This is a genomic window from Stenotrophomonas sp. KH_052, assembly GCF_057838755.1.
Window position 1 is genome coordinate 3,939,492 of sequence record NZ_CM174475.1, and the last position, 17,326, is coordinate 3,956,817.

Genomic DNA, 17,326 nt, shown 5'->3' on the forward strand with positions numbered 1-17,326 from the left:
TTCCACCCGGAACCGATGATGATCACCACCGAACCGCGCATGACCAACCTGTTCCTGCAGCTGGGCCTGGACGCCAGCGCCGAGGGGATTGCCCGCTTCATCCGCGAGCACCAGCTGGCCACCGATGTGGAAGTGGCCGAGGCCGCCTACTGGAACGATGCCCAGCGCCAGTTCCTGTCCGAATCGCTGCAGGCCGACGCAGCGTGGAGCACTGTGGTGGATGAGCTGAACGAGTCGCTGCACGAAGATGCAGTGAAGGCGGCGACCGGGCTGTAACTGCCTGGAGGAAGGCGCCGGGCATGGCCCGGCGCTACCGTTGTCTCCCGATGGGGTCAGAGCCCTTTCCGCAGGAAAGGGATCCGACCCCACCACTCATCCGCAGCCGATCAATACTTCCAGGTCAATGCCAGCCGCGCGGTGCGACCTGGGGCCGGCATCACGCCCAGCGCCAGCGGATCCAGGTAGTAGCGGTCGGTGACGTTGTCCACGCCCGCTTCCACCGACAGCTGGTCGTTGAAGCTCCAGCTGGCGAACAGGTCGACCAGGGTGGTTGGCCGGTACAACTGCTGGATCGCCGACAGGCCCACGTTCCAGTCCTTGTCCAGCTTGCTGATCGGGCCGGCGTTGTGGACCACGCGGGTACCGAAGGTCAGGCGCTCGTCGAACAGGCGTGAGCCCAGGGTCAAGTTGACCATGTAGCGCGGCGGGTTCTGGGTATTGGTGTACGAGCCCTCGAAGCCGCCGTCCACGCAGTTCGGCGTGTTGGCCAGCTCATCGTTCCTGCGCTGTGCCCCATAGGCACGGCGCTCGGCGGCGATGTCCAGTGCACAGGTCTTGGCCTTGAAGTAGTAGTGCGCGGACAGATCAGCAAATACCTTGCCGCTGTCATAGCTGGACTGGAACTCCATGCCCGAGACCTTGAACTGGTCGACGTTGCGGATCAGGCCGGCCGACAGCGTGCGGTAGTCGCGGGTGATCAGGTCATCGATGCGGGTATCGAAGTAGGCCAGCTTCAGTGCCAGGCGGTCGCCGGCAGTGAACAGGTCGTAGCGGATGGTACTGGCGCCGATTTCCCAGCTGCGCGCGCGCTCCGGCTTCAGCTCGCCCACCGGTTTGGCGGCAGTGAACAGGCCCAGCGTGGTCTCGAACAGGCTCGGCAGCTTGGTGCCTTCGGCGTACTTCACGTAGACCATGGTGTCTTCGCTGAAGCGGTAGGCCACGCTGGCGGTCGGTGAGAACGCGGTGTCGCGGCGACGAATCGGCTGCGACCAGCTCCAGCTGACCGGCACCTCCAGGTCCTGCGCCTTGCCGGCGTCGTAGAAGTTCCAGCCACCGATGTCGCCCACCGTACCCTTCTTGTACGGTGAGGCCAGCAGCGATTCCTGGGTGAAGTTGCCGTTGGCATCCGGATACCAGTTCAGCAGCGCGATGCGCTTGGCCCGCCACGACGGCAACGCCGGGTTGCCGTTGAGCAGTTCGGTGTAGCGGTACTGGCCCTGCACCTCATAGGCATCGGGCGTGGCCAGGCGGTTGCGGTCATGCACATCCACGCGGTTCCAGCGGCCGCCGGCCAGCAGTTCCCAATGCTCATCGGGCTGCCACTTCAGCGAGGCCACGGCACTGTATTCCTTGCGCTCGGCGTTGCGCAGGAAACGGTTGTTGATCAGATCGTCGTGCATGACCGGCCCCGAACTGCCCGGCGCGATGTCTTCGTCGCTGTAGGACAGGCCATAGTCGAGGGTGAACGCGCCGGCACGAGTGTCGAACTTCGAGGTATTGCTGGCATCCAGGCCGAAGCGCTTCTGTCGCAGCGGGTTGCGGTACGCATCCTTGTAGCCGGGGTCGCCACTGAAGCTGGGCGCGTCGTACCACTCGGTGCGGCGATCGAAGTACCACGGGGTGATGCCGGTCAGGCTGTTGTACATCACGCTGTCGGTGTCGGTGTACGCGGCATTGACGCGCAGGTCGACCAGCTCGCTGTCCGGGTTGAAGCGATAGCGCAGGGTGTAGCTGTCCATGTCGACGTGGCCCGGATCCCATTGCGGAATGCGGTCGCGATCGACGCGGATGATCTGCGAGGCCATGATCTCGCCGGCGGTGCCCTCGTAGCGGCGGTAGCCCGCTTCCAGCATCTGTGCATCGTCGATGCGCCAGGTGCCCTTGAGCAGCGCCGACTTCGAGCGCGCCGAGGTATTGAAGACCTCGGTACGCGGCGGATTCAGCGGTGCCAGCGTGCGCCGGGTCTGCGGGAAATCGTCGTAGCCGTGCTTGCCGGAGAAGTAGTTTCCATTGTCACGGTAGGCATAGGCGGCCACGAGATCGAAACGATCCCAATGACCGGCCGCGGCCACGTTGAAGAACTGGCTGCCGGTGGCGCTGCGATCGTTGCGCGGCGCGGCACTGTAGGAAGGCAGGTTGTTGGCGCTGTTGTTGGCCAGGCCGCCACGCACGCGCACGCCGAAGTCCCGCCCTTCGCGCAGCACGTCACCGATCTTCAGCGTCTCCATCTCGACCACGCCGCCGATGCCACCGGAGGCATTGGCCTGCAGACTCGGGCCCTTGGTGATGGTCAGGCTGGAGATCAGGTCCGGGTCGAGGTAGGTGCGCTGCGACTGGCCGGCATAACCACGGTAGGTATCCATGCTGGACTGGCCACCGTCGATGATCACCGGCACGCGGCCCTGGCCCTGGATGCCACGGATGTTGACGTCAAAGCCGTTGCCCACGCGCGGATCACCGGCGGTGACGCCAGCCACGCCCTTGACGATGTCGCCGTTGGACGTACCGCGGAATCGCTCCAGGTGGGTGCGGTTGAGCGTGGTGGTGGAGCCGACGCTGCGATAGCCGTCGAGCAGGCGCGCCTCGTCGCTGGTTGCGCCACTGTCGACGCGGTCGCCGGCCACGCTCAGCGTGTCGGTGACGATCACGCCGCTGTCGGCCTGCACGGGAGTTGCCGATTCCAGGGTGACCGCATCGGTGCCGACCCGGCGCACCGCCAGGCCACTGCCCTGCAGCAGGCGAGCCAGGGCCTCATCGGAAGACAGGTTACCGCTGACCGCGTGCGAGCTCACGCCCTGGGCCAGCGTGGCCGGATACACCACCTGCACACCGGACTGGCGCATGTAGCTGCGCAGCGCTTCATCAAGCGGCTGCGCGGGAATGTCGAAACGCTGCAGGGCCGCATGGCCGCTGGCAGCACTCTGCGCCAGTACGGACGATGGTGCGGCGCAGGCGAGGCCGACAGCCAGCAACGCGATGCACAGGCGGGACGGGCGCAGCACGCGGCCCGGACGATGGGAGTCGAACATGGGGGAACCTGTCAGGTAATCGGAGCCGCAGGCGCGGCGTCATCCGCGGCGGGCGCGGACACGGCGACGTACGTGGCGGCGGCGGGTACGTTCGCGGGGTAAGACGGATGGGGTGGCGACAACCCCAAGAGGGAATTGCAGTTGAAGGTGTATCTCAGGTTGTCGCGGCGGCTGCCGACCGTTGGTCGGCACACGGGCAATGGCGGGGATCTACGGGTGGACGATGGCGACCCCGAACGGCAGACGGGTAACCTGCAAACCTGCCGTTGCCGCCAGCGCGTCCAGCGCCTGCTCCGGGCGATCGATGCGCAGCGCTGCACTGACCGCCGGCAACCGCGACAGATCACCGTGCACGAAGGTCGGGCCAGCACGATAGCGCCCTACCCCTCGCACCGCGTCGGCGACGCTGGCCTGCTCCAGCAGCAGCTCGCCCTGCCGCCAGGCGCCGACACTGTCAGCCGCCACGTCATCGAGCCGCGTCACGCCACTGCGCTCGCCATAGACCGCACGCTGCCCCACCTGCAGGTACGTCCAGCCACCGTCGGCCGGGCTGGCCACACGCACCCTGCCCTGCCCGACCTGGGTTTCCACCCGGTCATCGCCGCGCGCAACGGTGAACGCGGTGGAGATGTCCTCGACCACACCATTGCCGGCACGCACGCTGAAACGCCGCTGCGCGTCTGGACTGACCTCGAACCAGACGCGGCCCCGCAGCAACTCGACCTGGCGCGCATTCGCATCGAAGTGCACGGCGATCGCGCTGTCGGCATCCAGCACCGCGCGACTGCCATCAGGCAGCTGCACGTTCTGTACGACATGCGTGCTGCGATGGTCGGCCTGCGCACGCAGCCAGGCTTCCGGCCACACCACCAGCATCGCCAGCGCCGCAGCGGCGGCCATCGCCCACCGCAGGCGCTGCGGCCGGCGCCGCGCGATCGTCGCGGCCTGCGACGGACGCGGCCCTGCGCTGCGCCACAGCACACGCTCGTGCTCGAAGGCACGGCGATGCCCCGGCAGTGCCAGCCAGCACTCGAAGTCGTGCATGCGCGCATCACTGATATCGCCAGACGCCAGCCACACGATCCAGCCCCGGGCCTGTTCGGCCAGGGCATCATCGTTGGCGGCGGGCAGCGTGTTCGGCGGGCTCATGGGCTGGCAGAGAGGCGCATTCAAGCGCGGGCGAAGGAACTAGACCGCATGCACGGTCCAGTAATCAAGACGTTTCAGCGAAGGCCTGCCCCAAGCCGGGTCGATCATCGACCGCTGCGCGCCCAGGCCAGGCGTTGCAGCGCGGAGCGCACGTGGTTTTCGACAGTGGTCACCGACACGCCGAGGCGGCGTGCGATCGCGGCCTGGGTCAGGCCCTGCAGGCGGTTGAGGCGGAAAATGGTGCGGGTCGGCTCCGGCAGGTGGCCGGCGGCATCCAGCACCCGCTGCAGTTCGTCCTGTGCCATCGCCTGTTCTTCGGTCGAGATCACCTCGTCCGGCCCCCACAGGTAATGGTCGGCGAGCAGGCGGTTGCGGCGGGTCGATTCACGGCCATGGTCGGTGGCCAGGTTGGCGGCCAGCCGGTACAGATAGGCCCGCGGGTTGTCGATGGCCTGGCTGTCGTCGACCCCACGCGCCTTGAACCAGACCGCCTGGATCACGTCCTCGGCACCATTGTCTCCGCCGAGGATGCGCTGCACCCGGCGCAGCAGTGCCGGCCGCTCGCGGATCAGCAGTTCGGTGAGGGTGGCGGCATTGGAGGACATGCGCGGGGCCGGGAGGACAGACGGAAGGCGCCGCGCATGCTACTCCGTTAATGCGAATCAGTCACGTTCTCATCAATAGACGCATTCGGTCAGGCCGTCATAGGCGCTCTGCGACGTGCCCGGCAGTGGGTCGTGCAGTGGATTGCGGGCCGCCAGCGCGGCATGGAAGGCCTCCACCCCGGTGCCCGGCATCAGCGGCAGGCGGCACAGCCAGGTCGGCTGCCGTGCCGTAATCGCGCCATCGTTGCGGGAAATCTCCAGATCGCTGGCGGCAAATGCCCACAGACACTCATGGACGGTGCCACGCACCGCATCCACCGAGCAGCGCAGGCGCAGAGCGCGGATATCGCTGTACTCGCCCTCGCAGAAGGTGTCGCCACAGATGGCGTCGAAACCATGCTGCAACCGGCCTTCCAAGGCGAAGAAGCGGTCCCAGTTGGCCTCCTGGTGCGGGTAGTCGATCAGATCGACATAGGGAAACGCCTGTACCGGCGGCGCCATCAGCAGCGCGCAGGTCAGGCCGATCGGCAGGGCAGACATTTTCATGCGGGAGCTCCTCGGGAACAGGGTTCCAGCCTGCACCCGGCGTCCCGATGCCCCCATCGGGCAACACCTCCAGCAAGGGTGGGCCACTGCCGTGCCGTGCTGTCGGCCGCGCCCCCTGCACAGCGCCCGGCAAAGGCATAAAATGGGGGGCTATCCGTCTATATCCCCCACCTGGAGCACGACCATGGGTCTGGAACTCGTCTCGCCCGGCAAGAACCCGCCGGAAGAAATCAACGTCATCATCGAGATCCCGAAGGACTCGGAGCCGGTGAAGTACGAAGTGGACAAGGAAACCGGCGCGATCTTCGTCGACCGCATCCTGTCCACCCCGATGCGCTACCCCTGCAACTACGGCTACGTGCCGAGCACCCTGTGTGGCGACGGCGATCCGGCCGACGTGCTGGTGGTGCTGCCGCTGCCGCTGGTTCCGGGCTCGGTGGTGCGCTGCCGTCCGGTCGGCGTGCTGAAGATGAGCGATGAGGCAGGCAGCGACGAGAAGATCCTGGCCGTGCCGGTCACCAAGGTGTTCGGCGGCTACGCCCACGTGGAAGACATCGAGCAGGTGTCCAGCCACTGGCTGGAGCGCATCGGCCACTTCTTCGAGCACTACAAGGACCTGGAGAAGGGCAAGTGGGTCAAGCTCGACGGTTGGGGTGGCGCCGCTGAGGCCAAGCAGATCCTGGTCGAGGCGCATCAGCGCCATCTCGACAGCAAGGCCTGAGCCTGAACCGGATCGCTCCGGCGCAGGCCGTCGGAGCGATGCGGGTCACGTTTCATGACTGCGGCGCATCACCTTTGTCGCCGTATTAGGTAAATTGCGTCACTTCACACGTCGTCGACATCCATCGTCGAGACAGCCAGGGGAATGTGTCGTGCGTATTCTGCTTGTTGGGGATGCAGCCAGCCTGCCGGCCGAGCTGACCGAATTCATTGCCGATCTTGGGGAAGACTGGCAGCCGCTGACCGCTATCGATGGCCAGACCGCGATGACCGCGGTGGCTACGCAGGGCGTGGATGCGGTGATCGTCTGTCCGCAGCTGCCGGACCTCAATGCAACCACGTTGCTCGGCCAGATCCGGACGCTGCGCCCGGAAACCATCCGCATCGCACTGGTGGATGCACAGCATGGCAACCGCCCGCCACCGGCGCGCCTGATCGGTGTCGCCCATCGTTTCCTGCCGTTGCCACTGGCGCCGGAAGTGCTGTTGGAAGCACTGACCAGCCTGGAAGAACTACGCGAGGTGCTGGACAGCCCTCGTCTGCGTGATGCCATCGGCCGCATCGAGAAACTGCCGTCGCCGCCGCACCTGTACCTGAGCCTGACCCAGGCGCTGGAGCATGACGACGACGCCGACAGCGCCGACGTGGCCAAGCTTGTGGCGGCCGATCCGGCCATTGCCGCGAAGGTGCTGCAGCTGTCGAACTCGGCGTTCTTCAGCCAGGGGCGCACCATTGCCGACCTGCGTACGGCGGTGACACGCCTTGGCCTGTCGACGCTGCGCGACCTGGTACTGGCCAGTGAAGTGTTCTCGGCACCGACGTTGTCCACGGCCGAACGCAACTCGCTGCAGCAACGTGCCCTGCTCGCCTCGCGGCTGGCCGCACGCCTGCTGCCCGAATCCAGCGCCGAACTGGGCGCGACCGCCGCCCTGCTGGCCGACATCGGCCTGCTGCTGCCCGGCGTGCGCAACGAGCGCAGCGAACCGTCGCTGGCCGGTGATACCCGCCCAGGCCACGCCGAAGCCGGCGCCTACCTGCTGGGCCTGTGGGGACTGCCGATGCCGATCATCGAAGCGGTGGCGTTCCACCTGCAGCCGCAGCGTGCGAACACGCGCAGCTTCTGGGTGACCGGCGCCGTGCACGTGGCCCTGGCGCTGGTCAATGGCGATCCGGTGGACGAGGACTACCTGCAGCGCGCGGGCGTGCTCAACAAACTGCCGCAGTGGCGCGAGCATGCCAACAGCCTGATGGGGCTCACGCCCAGCGAAGCCTGATCACACCGGCAATGCATGCGATGAAGGCGCGCCCGCAGTGACGCGCCTTCGTTGCATCAGGGCTGCGCGCAGTGGTCGTACACGCAGCGCTCGAACAGGAACTGGCAGTACGCCGCATCCTCACCGGCCTTGATGCAGTTGCTGCGCACCTCCGCGCAATAGCGGCCATTGGCACACACCAGCGGACCGGCCGACACACTGCCGGCCAGGCTCAGGACGGCGAGAACCGCCGCAGCGAACATCCGTGGCATCGCGTTCTTCATTTCGCGCTCTCCTTGGTCCGGAATGGACCTCTGTGAACGTACCAGCGGTCCAGTTGCGACAAGCGTGACCTCTGTCGCTGAACCGCCCGATTCAGAGTTTCCCGACCCGGCCCTGCCAAACGCAAAGAGGGCGGGCCTTGCGGCCCGCCCTCCTCGTATTGCCTTCAGGCTTCGATGGATCAGAAGCGCTGGTTGTACTGGATGAACAGGAAGCGGTCGTAATCCAGCATCGGGTCCAGCTGCACGGCGCTGGCGTTGGTCACCGCGTAGGTGATCGGCGGGGTCTTGCCGAACACGTTGCGGGCACCGACGGTCACGCTGCCGTTCCACGGAGCCTGCCAGGTGGCCGAGATGTCGTGATAGACGATCGCACCCTTCTTGTTGGCACCCAGGCCGCCGGTCCAGCCACCGTTCTCGGTGTAGTAATCCGGCTGGTTGCACTCCAGGCCATTTTCCTGGTCGTAGCAGAAGTCGCGGAAGCCGCCGTAGTAACGCATGGTCCAGGTGGCCGACAGGTCGCCCTTGGTCCAGGTGGTTGCCAGGGTGCCGCGGACACGCGGGTAGTTCCAGTAGCCTGCGTAGTCATCCCATGCAGCGCCCTTGGTGGCCTGCTGACGGAAGCTGGTCAGGTAGTTGGTGTCCAGGTTGAACGACAGGGTACCGAAGCTGTATTCCGGCATACGGTAGCGGACGCCGAAGTTGTAGCCTTCGGTTTCCAGCGAACCCAGGTTGGCATTGCCGCGGCTCAGGCCGGTGACCTGCTGGCCATTGGCAACGTCGCCACGGCTGTACTGGTCACAGAAGGCCTGCACACCGTTCTGGTAGCACTGGTTCAGCACGTAGTTCGCCGACAGCGCGGTGATCACGTTGTCCACGGTGATCTTGTACCAGTCCAGCGAGACGTTCAGGCCGCTGACGAAGCTCGGGCTCCACACCAGGCCCGCGGTGCGGGTCTTGCTGGTTTCCGGCTGCAGCTTGTCGTTGCCCACGCCCGAGTTGAACGGGTTGTTGCCCTGGGTGTCACGGGCACTGATCGGACGACCAGCAGCGTCGGTCTGACGGAAGTCGGACGCCAGGCCTTCAGCACCGCAACGGGCGGCAACGGCCGGGTTGCTGCGCTGGCCGAACACGGCATCACACGGATCGGTGAACTTGTCGAAGGTCTGCGAACCACCGCCGAAGGTGTCGTCCAGGGTCGGGGCACGGAAGCCCTCGCCGTAGGTCGCACGCACCAGCAGGTCGTCGATCGGCTTCCAGGTCACGCTGAACTTGCTGTTGACCGTGTTGCCGAACTTGTCGTAGTCCGAGTAGCGGCTGGCGATATCCAGCGACAGCTCCTTGGCACCCGGCAGGTCACGCAGCAGCGGCACCATCAGTTCCAGGTAGAACTCGTTGGTCTTGTACTTGCCTTCGGTCGGCTGGGCGGCCAGCTCGGTGGTGTAACCCGAGGAGGACAGCGCGTCCGGGTGGTCGTAGCCCGACACTTCACGATGCTCGTAACCGGCAGCGAAGGCGAACTCGCCCGCATTGCCCGGCATGTCGAACAGCGAACCGGTGATGTTGGCGAAGTACTGCTTGCTCTTGCTCTGGCCGGTCGAGTTCAGCAGGGTGTTGATGTACTTCAGCGCATCCGGGGTCGCGGCGCTGGCGCCGCCCAGCAGGTCGAACGGGACGCAGCTGCCCGGGCTGGTGCCCAGCGCGATCGGGTTGGCAGCGGTGCCGCACTGGGCGACGCCGTTGGCGTTGATGAACGACGGGCCGAGGGCGTTCTTCAGTGCCAGCAGGTTGATGTTGCCCGAGCTGGTCTGGGTCACATCGAACTGGTTGTAGTTGATGCCCACATCCCAGTCGAACGGACGGTTGTTGAAGTCGAAGTTGCCTTCCAGGGCCGCGTCGAAGTGCAGCGACTTGACGTTGTTCTGGGTGATGCGCGGCAGTTCGAAGATACGACGGCCCCAGCCACCGATGTCAACGCCGGCGCCCGGGTTGGCCCAGTTGCCCAGCGGGTTGTAGATGCTGTCCTTGCTGATCGCCACCGGGAACTGCGGCTGCGAGGTGCCGGTCAGCGGGTAGCCGGCGATCTGGCGCTTGGAGTCACGCTCGGAGTACATCGCCGTCGACTTCAGACGCAGGTTGTCGTTGATGTCGTAGCTGGCCGAGGTGAACATGGTCTTCGACTCAGCGCCCTGGTTCAGCATCATCTGCTGCGAGGCGTTGTAGTAGTCGTCCAGACCAATCAGGTGGTAGTTGTTGAAGTTGTTCGACGGCTGGCCAACGCCGACCGGGGTGTCCCACGAACCGGTGTGGTTGACCACCCAGGTGTTCGGGACCCACTTGCCAGCCTTGTTGTATTCACCAGCACCGGCGGTGCCTTCGGCACGCGGATCGGTGAAGCGGCCCCACGGGCCCGCCGGGCTCAGACCGTCTTCCTTGTGGCCCTGGCCATAGGAGTACTGGGTCAGGCCACGATCCTTGGCCCACACCGGATCTTCCTTGATGTAGTTCGCGCCGAACACGATCGAGGAGCGCTCGCCGGTGGCACCCAGGGTCAGGCTGTACTGGGTCTTGGAACCGTCGCCGTGGCTGTTCTGGCCGTAATAGGCACTGGCCTCGGCGCCGTCGAAGTTCTTGCGCAGGATGATGTTGACCACGCCGGAGATGGCGTCGGAACCGTAGATCGCCGAGGCGCCGTCCTTCAGGACTTCAATGCGCTCGATCAGCGAGGTCGGGATGGTCGACATGTCGGTGAAGCCGGCCAGGCTGGTGCTCCAGCGCTTGCCGTTGACCAGCACCAGCGTGCGCTGCTCACCCAGGTTGTACAGGCTGACGTACTGGCCGCCCTGTTCCGGGTTGGACGCCAGCACGGCCGCCTTGCTGAAGGTCTGGGTGCCTGCCACGGACAGGTTCTGCAGCAGGTCGCCGACGCTGACCAGGCCCGAACGCTGAATGTCCTCATGGCTTACGGTGAGGACCGGCTGGGAGGTTTCCACATCCACCGAGCGGATGCGGGAGCCGGTGACTTCCAGGCGATCAAGGGTGGTGGGGGCACTGGCTTCCTGGGCGGAAGCAAATGCCGGGGCAAGCGCCAGTGCGATGCCGGCGGGCAGCAGGCCCAACCGCACAGCAGGGGTGCGAACGTTCATCAATCTCTCCAAGGTACGTGTTAGTAGCGTGTTAAAACGCTTCAGCACGTTACGATTGCGTTGCGACGCTGTATTTGCGCGACCCAACCGGAGACTTTGCAGAATGTGGCGGGAGCAAGCCGTCGTTTTCCCTGAAGCGGGAGGCCGACTGGCCGTAGCGGGCCCGGAAGGCACGCGCGAAACTGCAGCAGTTGTCGAATCCGCTCGCCGCGGCGACTTCTCCCACCATCATGTCGGTATCGCGCAGCAGGTCGGCTGCCCGCTCCAGGCGCAACCGCGCCGAAAGCGATTGGGGGCTCTCTTCGTACAGGCTCTGGAACGTCTTGGAGAGGTACCAGCTGGAGAAATTGGTCAGCTCGGCCAGCTCGCCGATGCGCACCACCCGGTGACTGTTGCCTTCCAGATACAGGCGGGCGCGCTGCATGCGGCCAAAGACCTGGCGTTTGCGGCTGCGTGACCGGCCCGGGCAGCGCTGCACATTGTCGGCCAGCCCACGCTGCAGGCCCGCCAGATGCAGCAGCAATGGGCGCAGCGCCTGTGCCGGCATGCCGCTGGCCAAGGCATCGCGCCAGAGGCGCAGGGCAACCCGGGCGTCGCCGCGGCTCATGCGACCACGGCCCGCATACAGGCCGCAGTCGGCCATCTCGGACAGTACACGCAGCGCTTCGGCGTTCAGGTTCAGGCCAACGCACAGGCTGCTGCGTCCTGCCTGGACCAGCGGACGCGACTCCTTCTCGAAGGCGATCCACTCCCCGTGGCGCAGGCGGAAGCGTCCTTCCTTGGCCTCGACCCAGGAATTGCCCCGGACCTGAAGCCAGACCGTGAAGCTGGTGCCTGCAGTCTGCAGGCTGCCCAGCCGGGCCACGCCCATGCAGGTCGGCGCAACATCGTCGAGGGCCTTGTCGAGGGAAACGGTTTGGCCGCGATCGGCCAGCGAGAGTTGACGCATGGGGCACCACGGGTTTGCCTGATACAGGCCTCCGTTTTGCCTAATCAGGCGTCACGCCGTCAGGAAAATCCGCCGAGATCGCCACGAATTCGCGGCGAGAGCCCCACGAAGAAATCACGAAGAAATATTCTTCTTCAGTATCAACGAGTTGAGGAATGCCGGGAACAGCGTCGGGGCGGGCTTGGGCAGCTGCATTACGCCGATGTCGGCGCCATCACTGATCGCCAGGGCGACGAACAGATCGCGTCCATCGGCACTGGCACTGATGCCGTTGCCCGCACTGAGGCGCTGTCGATCCAGGCAGCGTTCGGGCGCTTCCTTGCCGGCCTGGATATGGACCAGAGTGGTACCGCACTCGGCAGAGGTACCGAGATAGCCAATGCCACCCGCGCCAGCCACGGTCCAGGTCCGATAGCGCCACCGGCTGGGCCGGTCTTCACTGACCTGCTGCACGCTGGCCGGGGACAGCGACGCGTCCACCGACCACAAGCCACCGGACGCCAGCCGGGTGAACAACACCCGGCCGCCACCGCGATCGAAACGGGCCTGGGAGACGCCATCAATGCTGGCCAACCGGCGCCAGGGGGTCACGCTGCGATCAAACAGGCTCAACCGGGTGCGCTGCTCGGCATCGCGCTCGACCACCAGCAGCTGTCCGGGGGTCGCCCCATACAGCGCCTGCAATGGCTGTTCGACCGGAACCGGCAGCGGCTGCAGGCGTTCGTCACGCGGTGCGATTTCGTAGACCACGGTGCGCCCGTGCTCGTCACGACCGACCACCAGCAACTGGCGGCTGTCAGCCGACCAGTCCGGCGCCTGCCGGCCTTCCGGCCGCAACCCCTCGATCGGCCGCAGCGAATCCGGCCGCTGCATGTCGGCCCACCACAAGGCGAAACTGCCGGAGCGGTCGGAGGTGAAGACCAGCTGGCGGCCATCGGGCGCTGCCATCGGCTGACCGTCACGCCCACTGGAGGCGAACAGGCGTTCGGCGCCCCCGCCTGCCATCGGCATCCTGAACACACCGAACTGTGCACGGCGATGGACGAAAGCCAACACGTCACCATGGCGTGACACCGTCGGCCATTGCGCGTCATCAAGGCCGGCATCACGCAGCGTACGCCGCTCGACATCCAGGTAGTACAGGCGCACCTCGCTGTCGACGCGGCGGCCGAACACGATGCTGCGCCCGTCGCCCAGCCAGGCCCAGCCGCGCTGCTCGGCGGACTCGTTGGTCAGTTGTTCCAGCGCACCGCCGCCTGCTGGCATCCGCCAGAGGTCGCCCATCTGCGGGTTGCGGACAAACACCAGCCACTTGCCGTCGGGCGAGTAACGCGGCGCGTAGTCGAAATCATCCTGGTCAACCTCATACGCCAGCGCGCGCCATTGCCCGCTGGCCAGGTCGAGCACGCGGATACCACGATGGGCGTAGCGGCCCACCATGCTGCCGAAGACCAGGCCACGGCCATCGGGGGTCCAGTCGAAACTCAGCAGCTCGGTTCCGTCGCAGCGCGTGGCCTGGCGCACGACGCCTCCGGTCGCGCTGGCGATCAATACCTGGCACCCCCCATCGGCACTGAAACGGGCAAAAGCGATCTCGCGCCCATCCGGCGACCAGCTCGGGAAACGGTCACTGGCACCCTTGGGTGGCAGCGCCAGCTGCCTGGCCGGGGCATTACCGGACGTCTGCACCTTGATGGCGCCGCCGCCGGCACCGTCCTCGTTGGCGCCTTCATAGGCAACCTGCGAGCCATCCGGCGAAAGCGTGGGATACGTCTCAAAACCACTGGTCGCAGTGATCAAGCGATAGGGGCGCTGCGGGCTGCCGATCACCCGCACACCGTTCTCGACCGCCGCATCCACTGGCGAACTCGTTTCCGGTCCGCGGCGCAACAGCAGCGTGGCCATGACCACCAGCGCGGCCAGCATCAGCACACCCAGCACCCACAGCAGTTGCCGGCGCAACTGCCGCCATCCACTGCGCCGTGAAGGAGCCGGCAACACCGTCGCCGTCGGAATCGCACTGGCACCTGCCAGCGCGGGCATCACCTCAGGGACCGCATCAACCTCCACGACAGGCGCCACGTCATCCAGCACCAGCACCGGCACCAACAGGCGATAGCCGCTCTTGGCGATGGTCTCGATGTAGGCCTGGCCATTGTCGTCGTCATTGGCGAACACCTTGCGTAGCTGGGTGACCGCCTGGGTCAGCACGTCATTGGTGGGCAGCGTATCGGGCCAGACTTCTGCAAACAGCTCTTCACGGGTCACGACCCGCCCCGGCTGGCGCATCAGCACCCGCAGCACGCCCAGCGCCTTCGGCGTCAACCGGAGAGGTCGACGTGCGCCTTCGACCTCGACCTCTCGCGAGGACAAGGTGATGACGCAGTCGCCAACCTGGATACGGTCGGCCTCGACGGGCAGGAATTCGCTGCTGTTCATCTTCCGCTATACAGTAGGGACGGGGTCTGGGCAGGGTTCACCAGCAATACCGCCCCTACCGTCCCTGGACAGGGCCATCGAAAAGCCAGATTCCGCACAAAGCATCGGCGCATACCGCAAAAACAATATCGCCCCCGGATATTAGCCTAAGCCGGTTACCCCGCCTATGACGGGGTCGACACTCAGGCTCTCTCTCGCCGACGCATTCACATAATCTGCTTCACTATTCGCGCCCTCTTGGGCGCGAAATTTTTATCTGGCGTTCATTTTCACATGCGCCGAAGCATGGTCAGACCGACCAATCTCGATACGACAAGCGCCACGTACATAACGCCTGCGAACTGCTCAAGCATCACCAGTGCCCGCGCTTGCGGGTGCAGCGGCACCACGTCGCTCAAACCCACTCCGGACAACAAGCTGAAGCTCAGATAAAGAAGCTCCATCCACGTCCGCTGCGCGCCACCGCCAGTGCCCTGGAAACTGCCCGGATACCACTGCTGGCAGACCGCGAAGGTGAATGCGAAGGCCCAGGCCAGCAGTGTGAAGGTTGCTCCAGCAGCAAACAGTTCATCGCGGGTGACTTTATGGTCCTGCAGCATGTAGGCGATCAGGGCCCCCGCCGTATAGAAATACAGCAGGCTTTCCAGCAACTGCGCAGTGGTCAACAGGGCAGTACGGTCCAGCAGTGCGCCGGCCAGCGAGAACACCACCGAGGGAATGGCCAGCAGCAGCGCCAGCCAGGTGCCCAGCGGGCTGCGCTGGACCACCCACAGCGCCAGGCCGAGTACCGCCATGCCGAACATGCCCAAGGCCGCGCGCCCCCCAGCAGTGTCATCCAGCGCCGGATACAGGACTACCGCCAGCAGTTGCGCGCCCAGCAGCCATGCAGACGGATGGCGGCGGGCGATGGCCAGCCAGCGGGTGGTCACGGCAACGGGCATGGCGTCCTTTTCCCCTGGGCGATGCGGCGAGGATAGCCGGGATGGATGTGAGGCTCCGGTAGCGCCGGGCCATGCCCGGCGGCTGTCCTGAACCCCCACGTCGCCGGGCATGGCCCGGCGCTACCTGGGCGGGATCAGCCCTGGTGATAGACCTCGGCACCGGCGGCACGGAATGCCTCCGACCTTTCCTTCATGCCCGACTCGGCGTACTCGCGCACGTCCTGGGTGATCTTCATCGAACAGAAGTGCGGACCGCACATCGAACAGAAGTGGGCCAGCTTGTGCGCGTCCTTGGGCAGTGTCTCGTCGTGGAACTCCTTGGCCTTCTCAGGATCCAGGCCAAGGTGGAACTGGTCTTCCCACCGGAACTCGAAACGCGCCTTGCTCAGCGCGTTGTCGCGCACCTGCGCGCCCGGATGGCCCTTGGCCAGATCGGCCGCATGCGCGGCGATGCGATAGGCCATGATGCCGTCGCGCACGTCCTGGCGGTTGGGCAGGCCCAGATGCTCCTTCGGCGTGACATAGCAGAGCATGGCGGTGCCGAACCAGCCGATCATCGCCGCGCCGATCGCGCTGGTGATGTGGTCGTAGCCGGGTGCGATATCGGTGGTCAGCGGGCCCAGCGTATAGAACGGCGCTTCACCACACTCGCGCAGCTGCTTGTCCATGTTCTCCTTGATCAGCTGCATCGGCACATGGCCGGGGCCTTCGATCATGGTCTGCACGTCGTGCCTCCAGGCGATCTTCGTCAGTTCGCCCAGTGTCTCCAGCTCACCGAACTGCGCGGCGTCGTTGGCATCGGCGATGCAGCCCGGGCGCAGCCCATCACCCAGCGAGAAGGTCACGTCGTAGGCCTTCATGATTTCGCAGATGTCTTCGAAGTGGGTGTAGAGGAAGTTCTCCTTGTGGTGCGCCAGGCACCACTTGGCCATGATCGAGCCGCCGCGGCTGACGATGCCGGTGACCCGCTTGGCGGTGAGCGGCACGTAGCGCAGCAGCACGCCGGCGTGGATGGTGAAGTAGTCCACGCCCTGCTCGGCCTGCTCGATCAGGGTGTCGCGGAAGATCTCCCAGGTCAGTGCTTCGGCGCGGCCGTCGACTTTCTCCAGCGCCTGGTAGATCGGCACGGTACCGATCGCCACCGGCGAGTTGCGGATGATCCACTCGCGGGTCTCGTGGATGTGCTTGCCGGTGGACAGGTCCATCACCGTGTCGCCGCCCCAGCGGATCGCCCACACCAGCTTCTCCACCTCTTCGGCAATGCCGGAGGACACCGCGCTGTTGCCGATGTTGGCGTTGATCTTGGTCAGGAAGTTACGGCCGATGATCATCGGCTCACTTTCCGGATGGTTGATGTTGTTGGGCAGCACCGCACGGCCGCGCGCGATTTCATCGCGCACGAACTCCGGCGTGATGATCTTCTGGATCGAAGCGCCGAACGCCTCGCCCGGATGCTGCTGCAACAGGCCGGCATCGCGGATCGCTTCCAGCCGCTGGTTCTCGCGGATCGCGACGAATTCCATTTCCGGGGTGATGATGCCGCGGCGCGCGTAATGCATCTGGGTGACGTTGGCACCTGCGCGCGCACGGCGCGGCAGGCTGCGCGCGGGGAAGCGCACCGCATCGAGCTTCGGGTCATGCTCGCGATCGCGACCGAACGAAGAACTCAGTCCTTCCAGCCGCTCGGTATCACCGCGTTCTTCCACCCAGCCGCGACGCAGTGCCGGCAAACCAGCGGACAGATCGATGCGCACCTCCGGGTCGGTGTACGGGCCCGACGTGTCGTAAACGGTCACCGGTGCATTCTCTTCTCCGCCGAACAAGGTCGGCGTGCGGGTCAGCGCGATCTCGCGCATCGGCACCTGCAGATCCGGGCGTGAACCGGGCACGTGGATCTTGCGCGAACCGGGAATGGGCCGGGTCACGGATTCAGAGAGTTGCTGGGCCTGTTGCTGCAGGGCGGAGAGCTGTGCGTTCATCGGGCATCGT

13 protein-coding genes are annotated in these 17,326 nt (G+C 65.6%); 3 read left to right on the forward strand and 10 right to left on the reverse strand.

Features of this window, described 5'->3' with window-relative positions; all coding sequences use genetic code 11:
- Positions 1–18 precede the first annotated feature (18 nt).
- Positions 19–276 (forward strand): DUF2789 domain-containing protein, encoded by a 258-nt coding sequence (locus tag AC3ITW_RS18080; RefSeq protein WP_100435232.1) that lies wholly within the window; start codon positions 19–21, stop codon positions 274–276.
- 110 nt (positions 277–386) lie between these two features.
- Here AC3ITW_RS18080 and AC3ITW_RS18085 read toward each other — a convergent pair whose 3' ends face one another.
- The 4 genes from AC3ITW_RS18085 to AC3ITW_RS18100 all read right to left on the reverse strand — a co-directional run bounded on the left by AC3ITW_RS18085 (position 387) and on the right by AC3ITW_RS18100 (position 5,608).
- Entirely contained in the window at positions 387–3,308 is a 2,922-nt protein-coding gene (locus AC3ITW_RS18085) for a TonB-dependent receptor (RefSeq protein ID WP_489389813.1), read from the reverse strand.
- 210 nt (positions 3,309–3,518) lie between these two features.
- Entirely contained in the window at positions 3,519–4,457 is a 939-nt protein-coding gene (locus tag AC3ITW_RS18090) for a FecR family protein (RefSeq protein WP_012512030.1), read from the reverse strand.
- Positions 4,458–4,561: 104 nt separating this feature from the next.
- The gene (locus AC3ITW_RS18095) at positions 4,562–5,062 is read right to left on the reverse strand and encodes an RNA polymerase sigma factor (RefSeq protein WP_006390147.1); all 501 of its coding nucleotides are present in this window, start codon (positions 5,060–5,062) and stop codon (positions 4,562–4,564) included.
- A 72-nt stretch (positions 5,063–5,134) separates the two neighbouring features.
- Positions 5,135–5,608, reverse strand: coding sequence for a hypothetical protein (locus tag AC3ITW_RS18100; RefSeq protein ID WP_100435212.1), 474 nt, complete (start codon positions 5,606–5,608; stop codon positions 5,135–5,137).
- Positions 5,609–5,792: 184 nt separating this feature from the next.
- Here AC3ITW_RS18100 and ppa point away from each other — a divergent pair, with 184 nt between their 5' ends.
- Positions 5,793–6,329 carry an inorganic diphosphatase gene (gene ppa, locus AC3ITW_RS18105; RefSeq protein ID WP_006390151.1) on the forward strand — a complete coding sequence of 179 codons (537 nt, stop codon included), beginning with the start codon at positions 5,793–5,795 and terminating at the stop codon, positions 6,327–6,329.
- A 151-nt stretch (positions 6,330–6,480) separates the two neighbouring features.
- Complete coding sequence (locus AC3ITW_RS18110) at positions 6,481–7,602, forward strand: HDOD domain-containing protein (protein WP_006390153.1); 1,122 nt, start codon at positions 6,481–6,483, stop codon at positions 7,600–7,602.
- A gap of 56 nt (positions 7,603–7,658) precedes the next feature.
- On the opposite strand, the gene AC3ITW_RS18115 is transcribed toward AC3ITW_RS18110, so the two are convergent.
- The 6 genes from AC3ITW_RS18115 to thiC all read right to left on the reverse strand — a co-directional run bounded on the left by AC3ITW_RS18115 (position 7,659) and on the right by thiC (position 17,316).
- Positions 7,659–7,865 (reverse strand): hypothetical protein, encoded by a 207-nt coding sequence (locus AC3ITW_RS18115; RefSeq protein ID WP_012512032.1) that lies wholly within the window; start codon positions 7,863–7,865, stop codon positions 7,659–7,661.
- A gap of 179 nt (positions 7,866–8,044) precedes the next feature.
- Positions 8,045–11,008, reverse strand: a complete 2,964-nt coding sequence (locus AC3ITW_RS18120) for a TonB-dependent receptor plug domain-containing protein (protein ID WP_006390155.1) — start codon at positions 11,006–11,008, stop codon at positions 8,045–8,047.
- A gap of 49 nt (positions 11,009–11,057) precedes the next feature.
- A complete protein-coding gene (locus AC3ITW_RS18125; protein ID WP_006390157.1) occupies positions 11,058–11,957 on the reverse strand; it encodes a helix-turn-helix transcriptional regulator in 900 nt (299 codons plus the stop codon).
- Positions 11,958–12,071: 114 nt separating this feature from the next.
- Positions 12,072–14,396, reverse strand: coding sequence for a winged helix-turn-helix domain-containing protein (locus tag AC3ITW_RS18130; protein WP_012512033.1), 2,325 nt, complete (start codon positions 14,394–14,396; stop codon positions 12,072–12,074).
- Between the two features lie 269 nt (positions 14,397–14,665).
- A complete protein-coding gene (locus AC3ITW_RS18135) occupies positions 14,666–15,337 on the reverse strand; it encodes an ion channel (RefSeq protein ID WP_065723770.1) in 672 nt (223 codons plus the stop codon).
- A 134-nt stretch (positions 15,338–15,471) separates the two neighbouring features.
- A complete protein-coding gene (gene thiC / locus AC3ITW_RS18140) occupies positions 15,472–17,316 on the reverse strand; it encodes a phosphomethylpyrimidine synthase ThiC (RefSeq protein WP_489389814.1) in 1,845 nt (614 codons plus the stop codon).
- Positions 17,317–17,326 lie beyond the last annotated feature (10 nt).

Bases quoted from the DNA above. Each gene is read 5' to 3' on its own strand.
- AC3ITW_RS18080 (WP_100435232.1), top strand. From the start codon at position 19: ATGATCACCACCGAACCGCGCATGACCAACCTGTTCCTGCAGCTGGGC.
- AC3ITW_RS18085 (WP_489389813.1), bottom strand. From the start codon at position 3,308: ATGTTCGACTCCCATCGTCCGGGCCGCGTGCTGCGCCCGTCCCGCCTG.
- AC3ITW_RS18090 (WP_012512030.1), bottom strand. From the start codon at position 4,457: ATGAGCCCGCCGAACACGCTGCCCGCCGCCAACGATGATGCCCTGGCC.
- AC3ITW_RS18095 (WP_006390147.1), bottom strand. From the start codon at position 5,062: ATGTCCTCCAATGCCGCCACCCTCACCGAACTGCTGATCCGCGAGCGG.
- AC3ITW_RS18100 (WP_100435212.1), bottom strand. From the start codon at position 5,608: ATGAAAATGTCTGCCCTGCCGATCGGCCTGACCTGCGCGCTGCTGATG.
- ppa (WP_006390151.1), top strand. From the start codon at position 5,793: ATGGGTCTGGAACTCGTCTCGCCCGGCAAGAACCCGCCGGAAGAAATC.
- AC3ITW_RS18115 (WP_012512032.1), bottom strand. From the start codon at position 7,865: ATGAAGAACGCGATGCCACGGATGTTCGCTGCGGCGGTTCTCGCCGTC.
- AC3ITW_RS18120 (WP_006390155.1), bottom strand. From the start codon at position 11,008: ATGAACGTTCGCACCCCTGCTGTGCGGTTGGGCCTGCTGCCCGCCGGC.
- AC3ITW_RS18125 (WP_006390157.1), bottom strand. From the start codon at position 11,957: ATGCGTCAACTCTCGCTGGCCGATCGCGGCCAAACCGTTTCCCTCGAC.
- AC3ITW_RS18130 (WP_012512033.1), bottom strand. From the start codon at position 14,396: ATGAACAGCAGCGAATTCCTGCCCGTCGAGGCCGACCGTATCCAGGTT.
- AC3ITW_RS18135 (WP_065723770.1), bottom strand. From the start codon at position 15,337: ATGCCCGTTGCCGTGACCACCCGCTGGCTGGCCATCGCCCGCCGCCAT.
- thiC (WP_489389814.1), bottom strand. From the start codon at position 17,316: ATGAACGCACAGCTCTCCGCCCTGCAGCAACAGGCCCAGCAACTCTCT.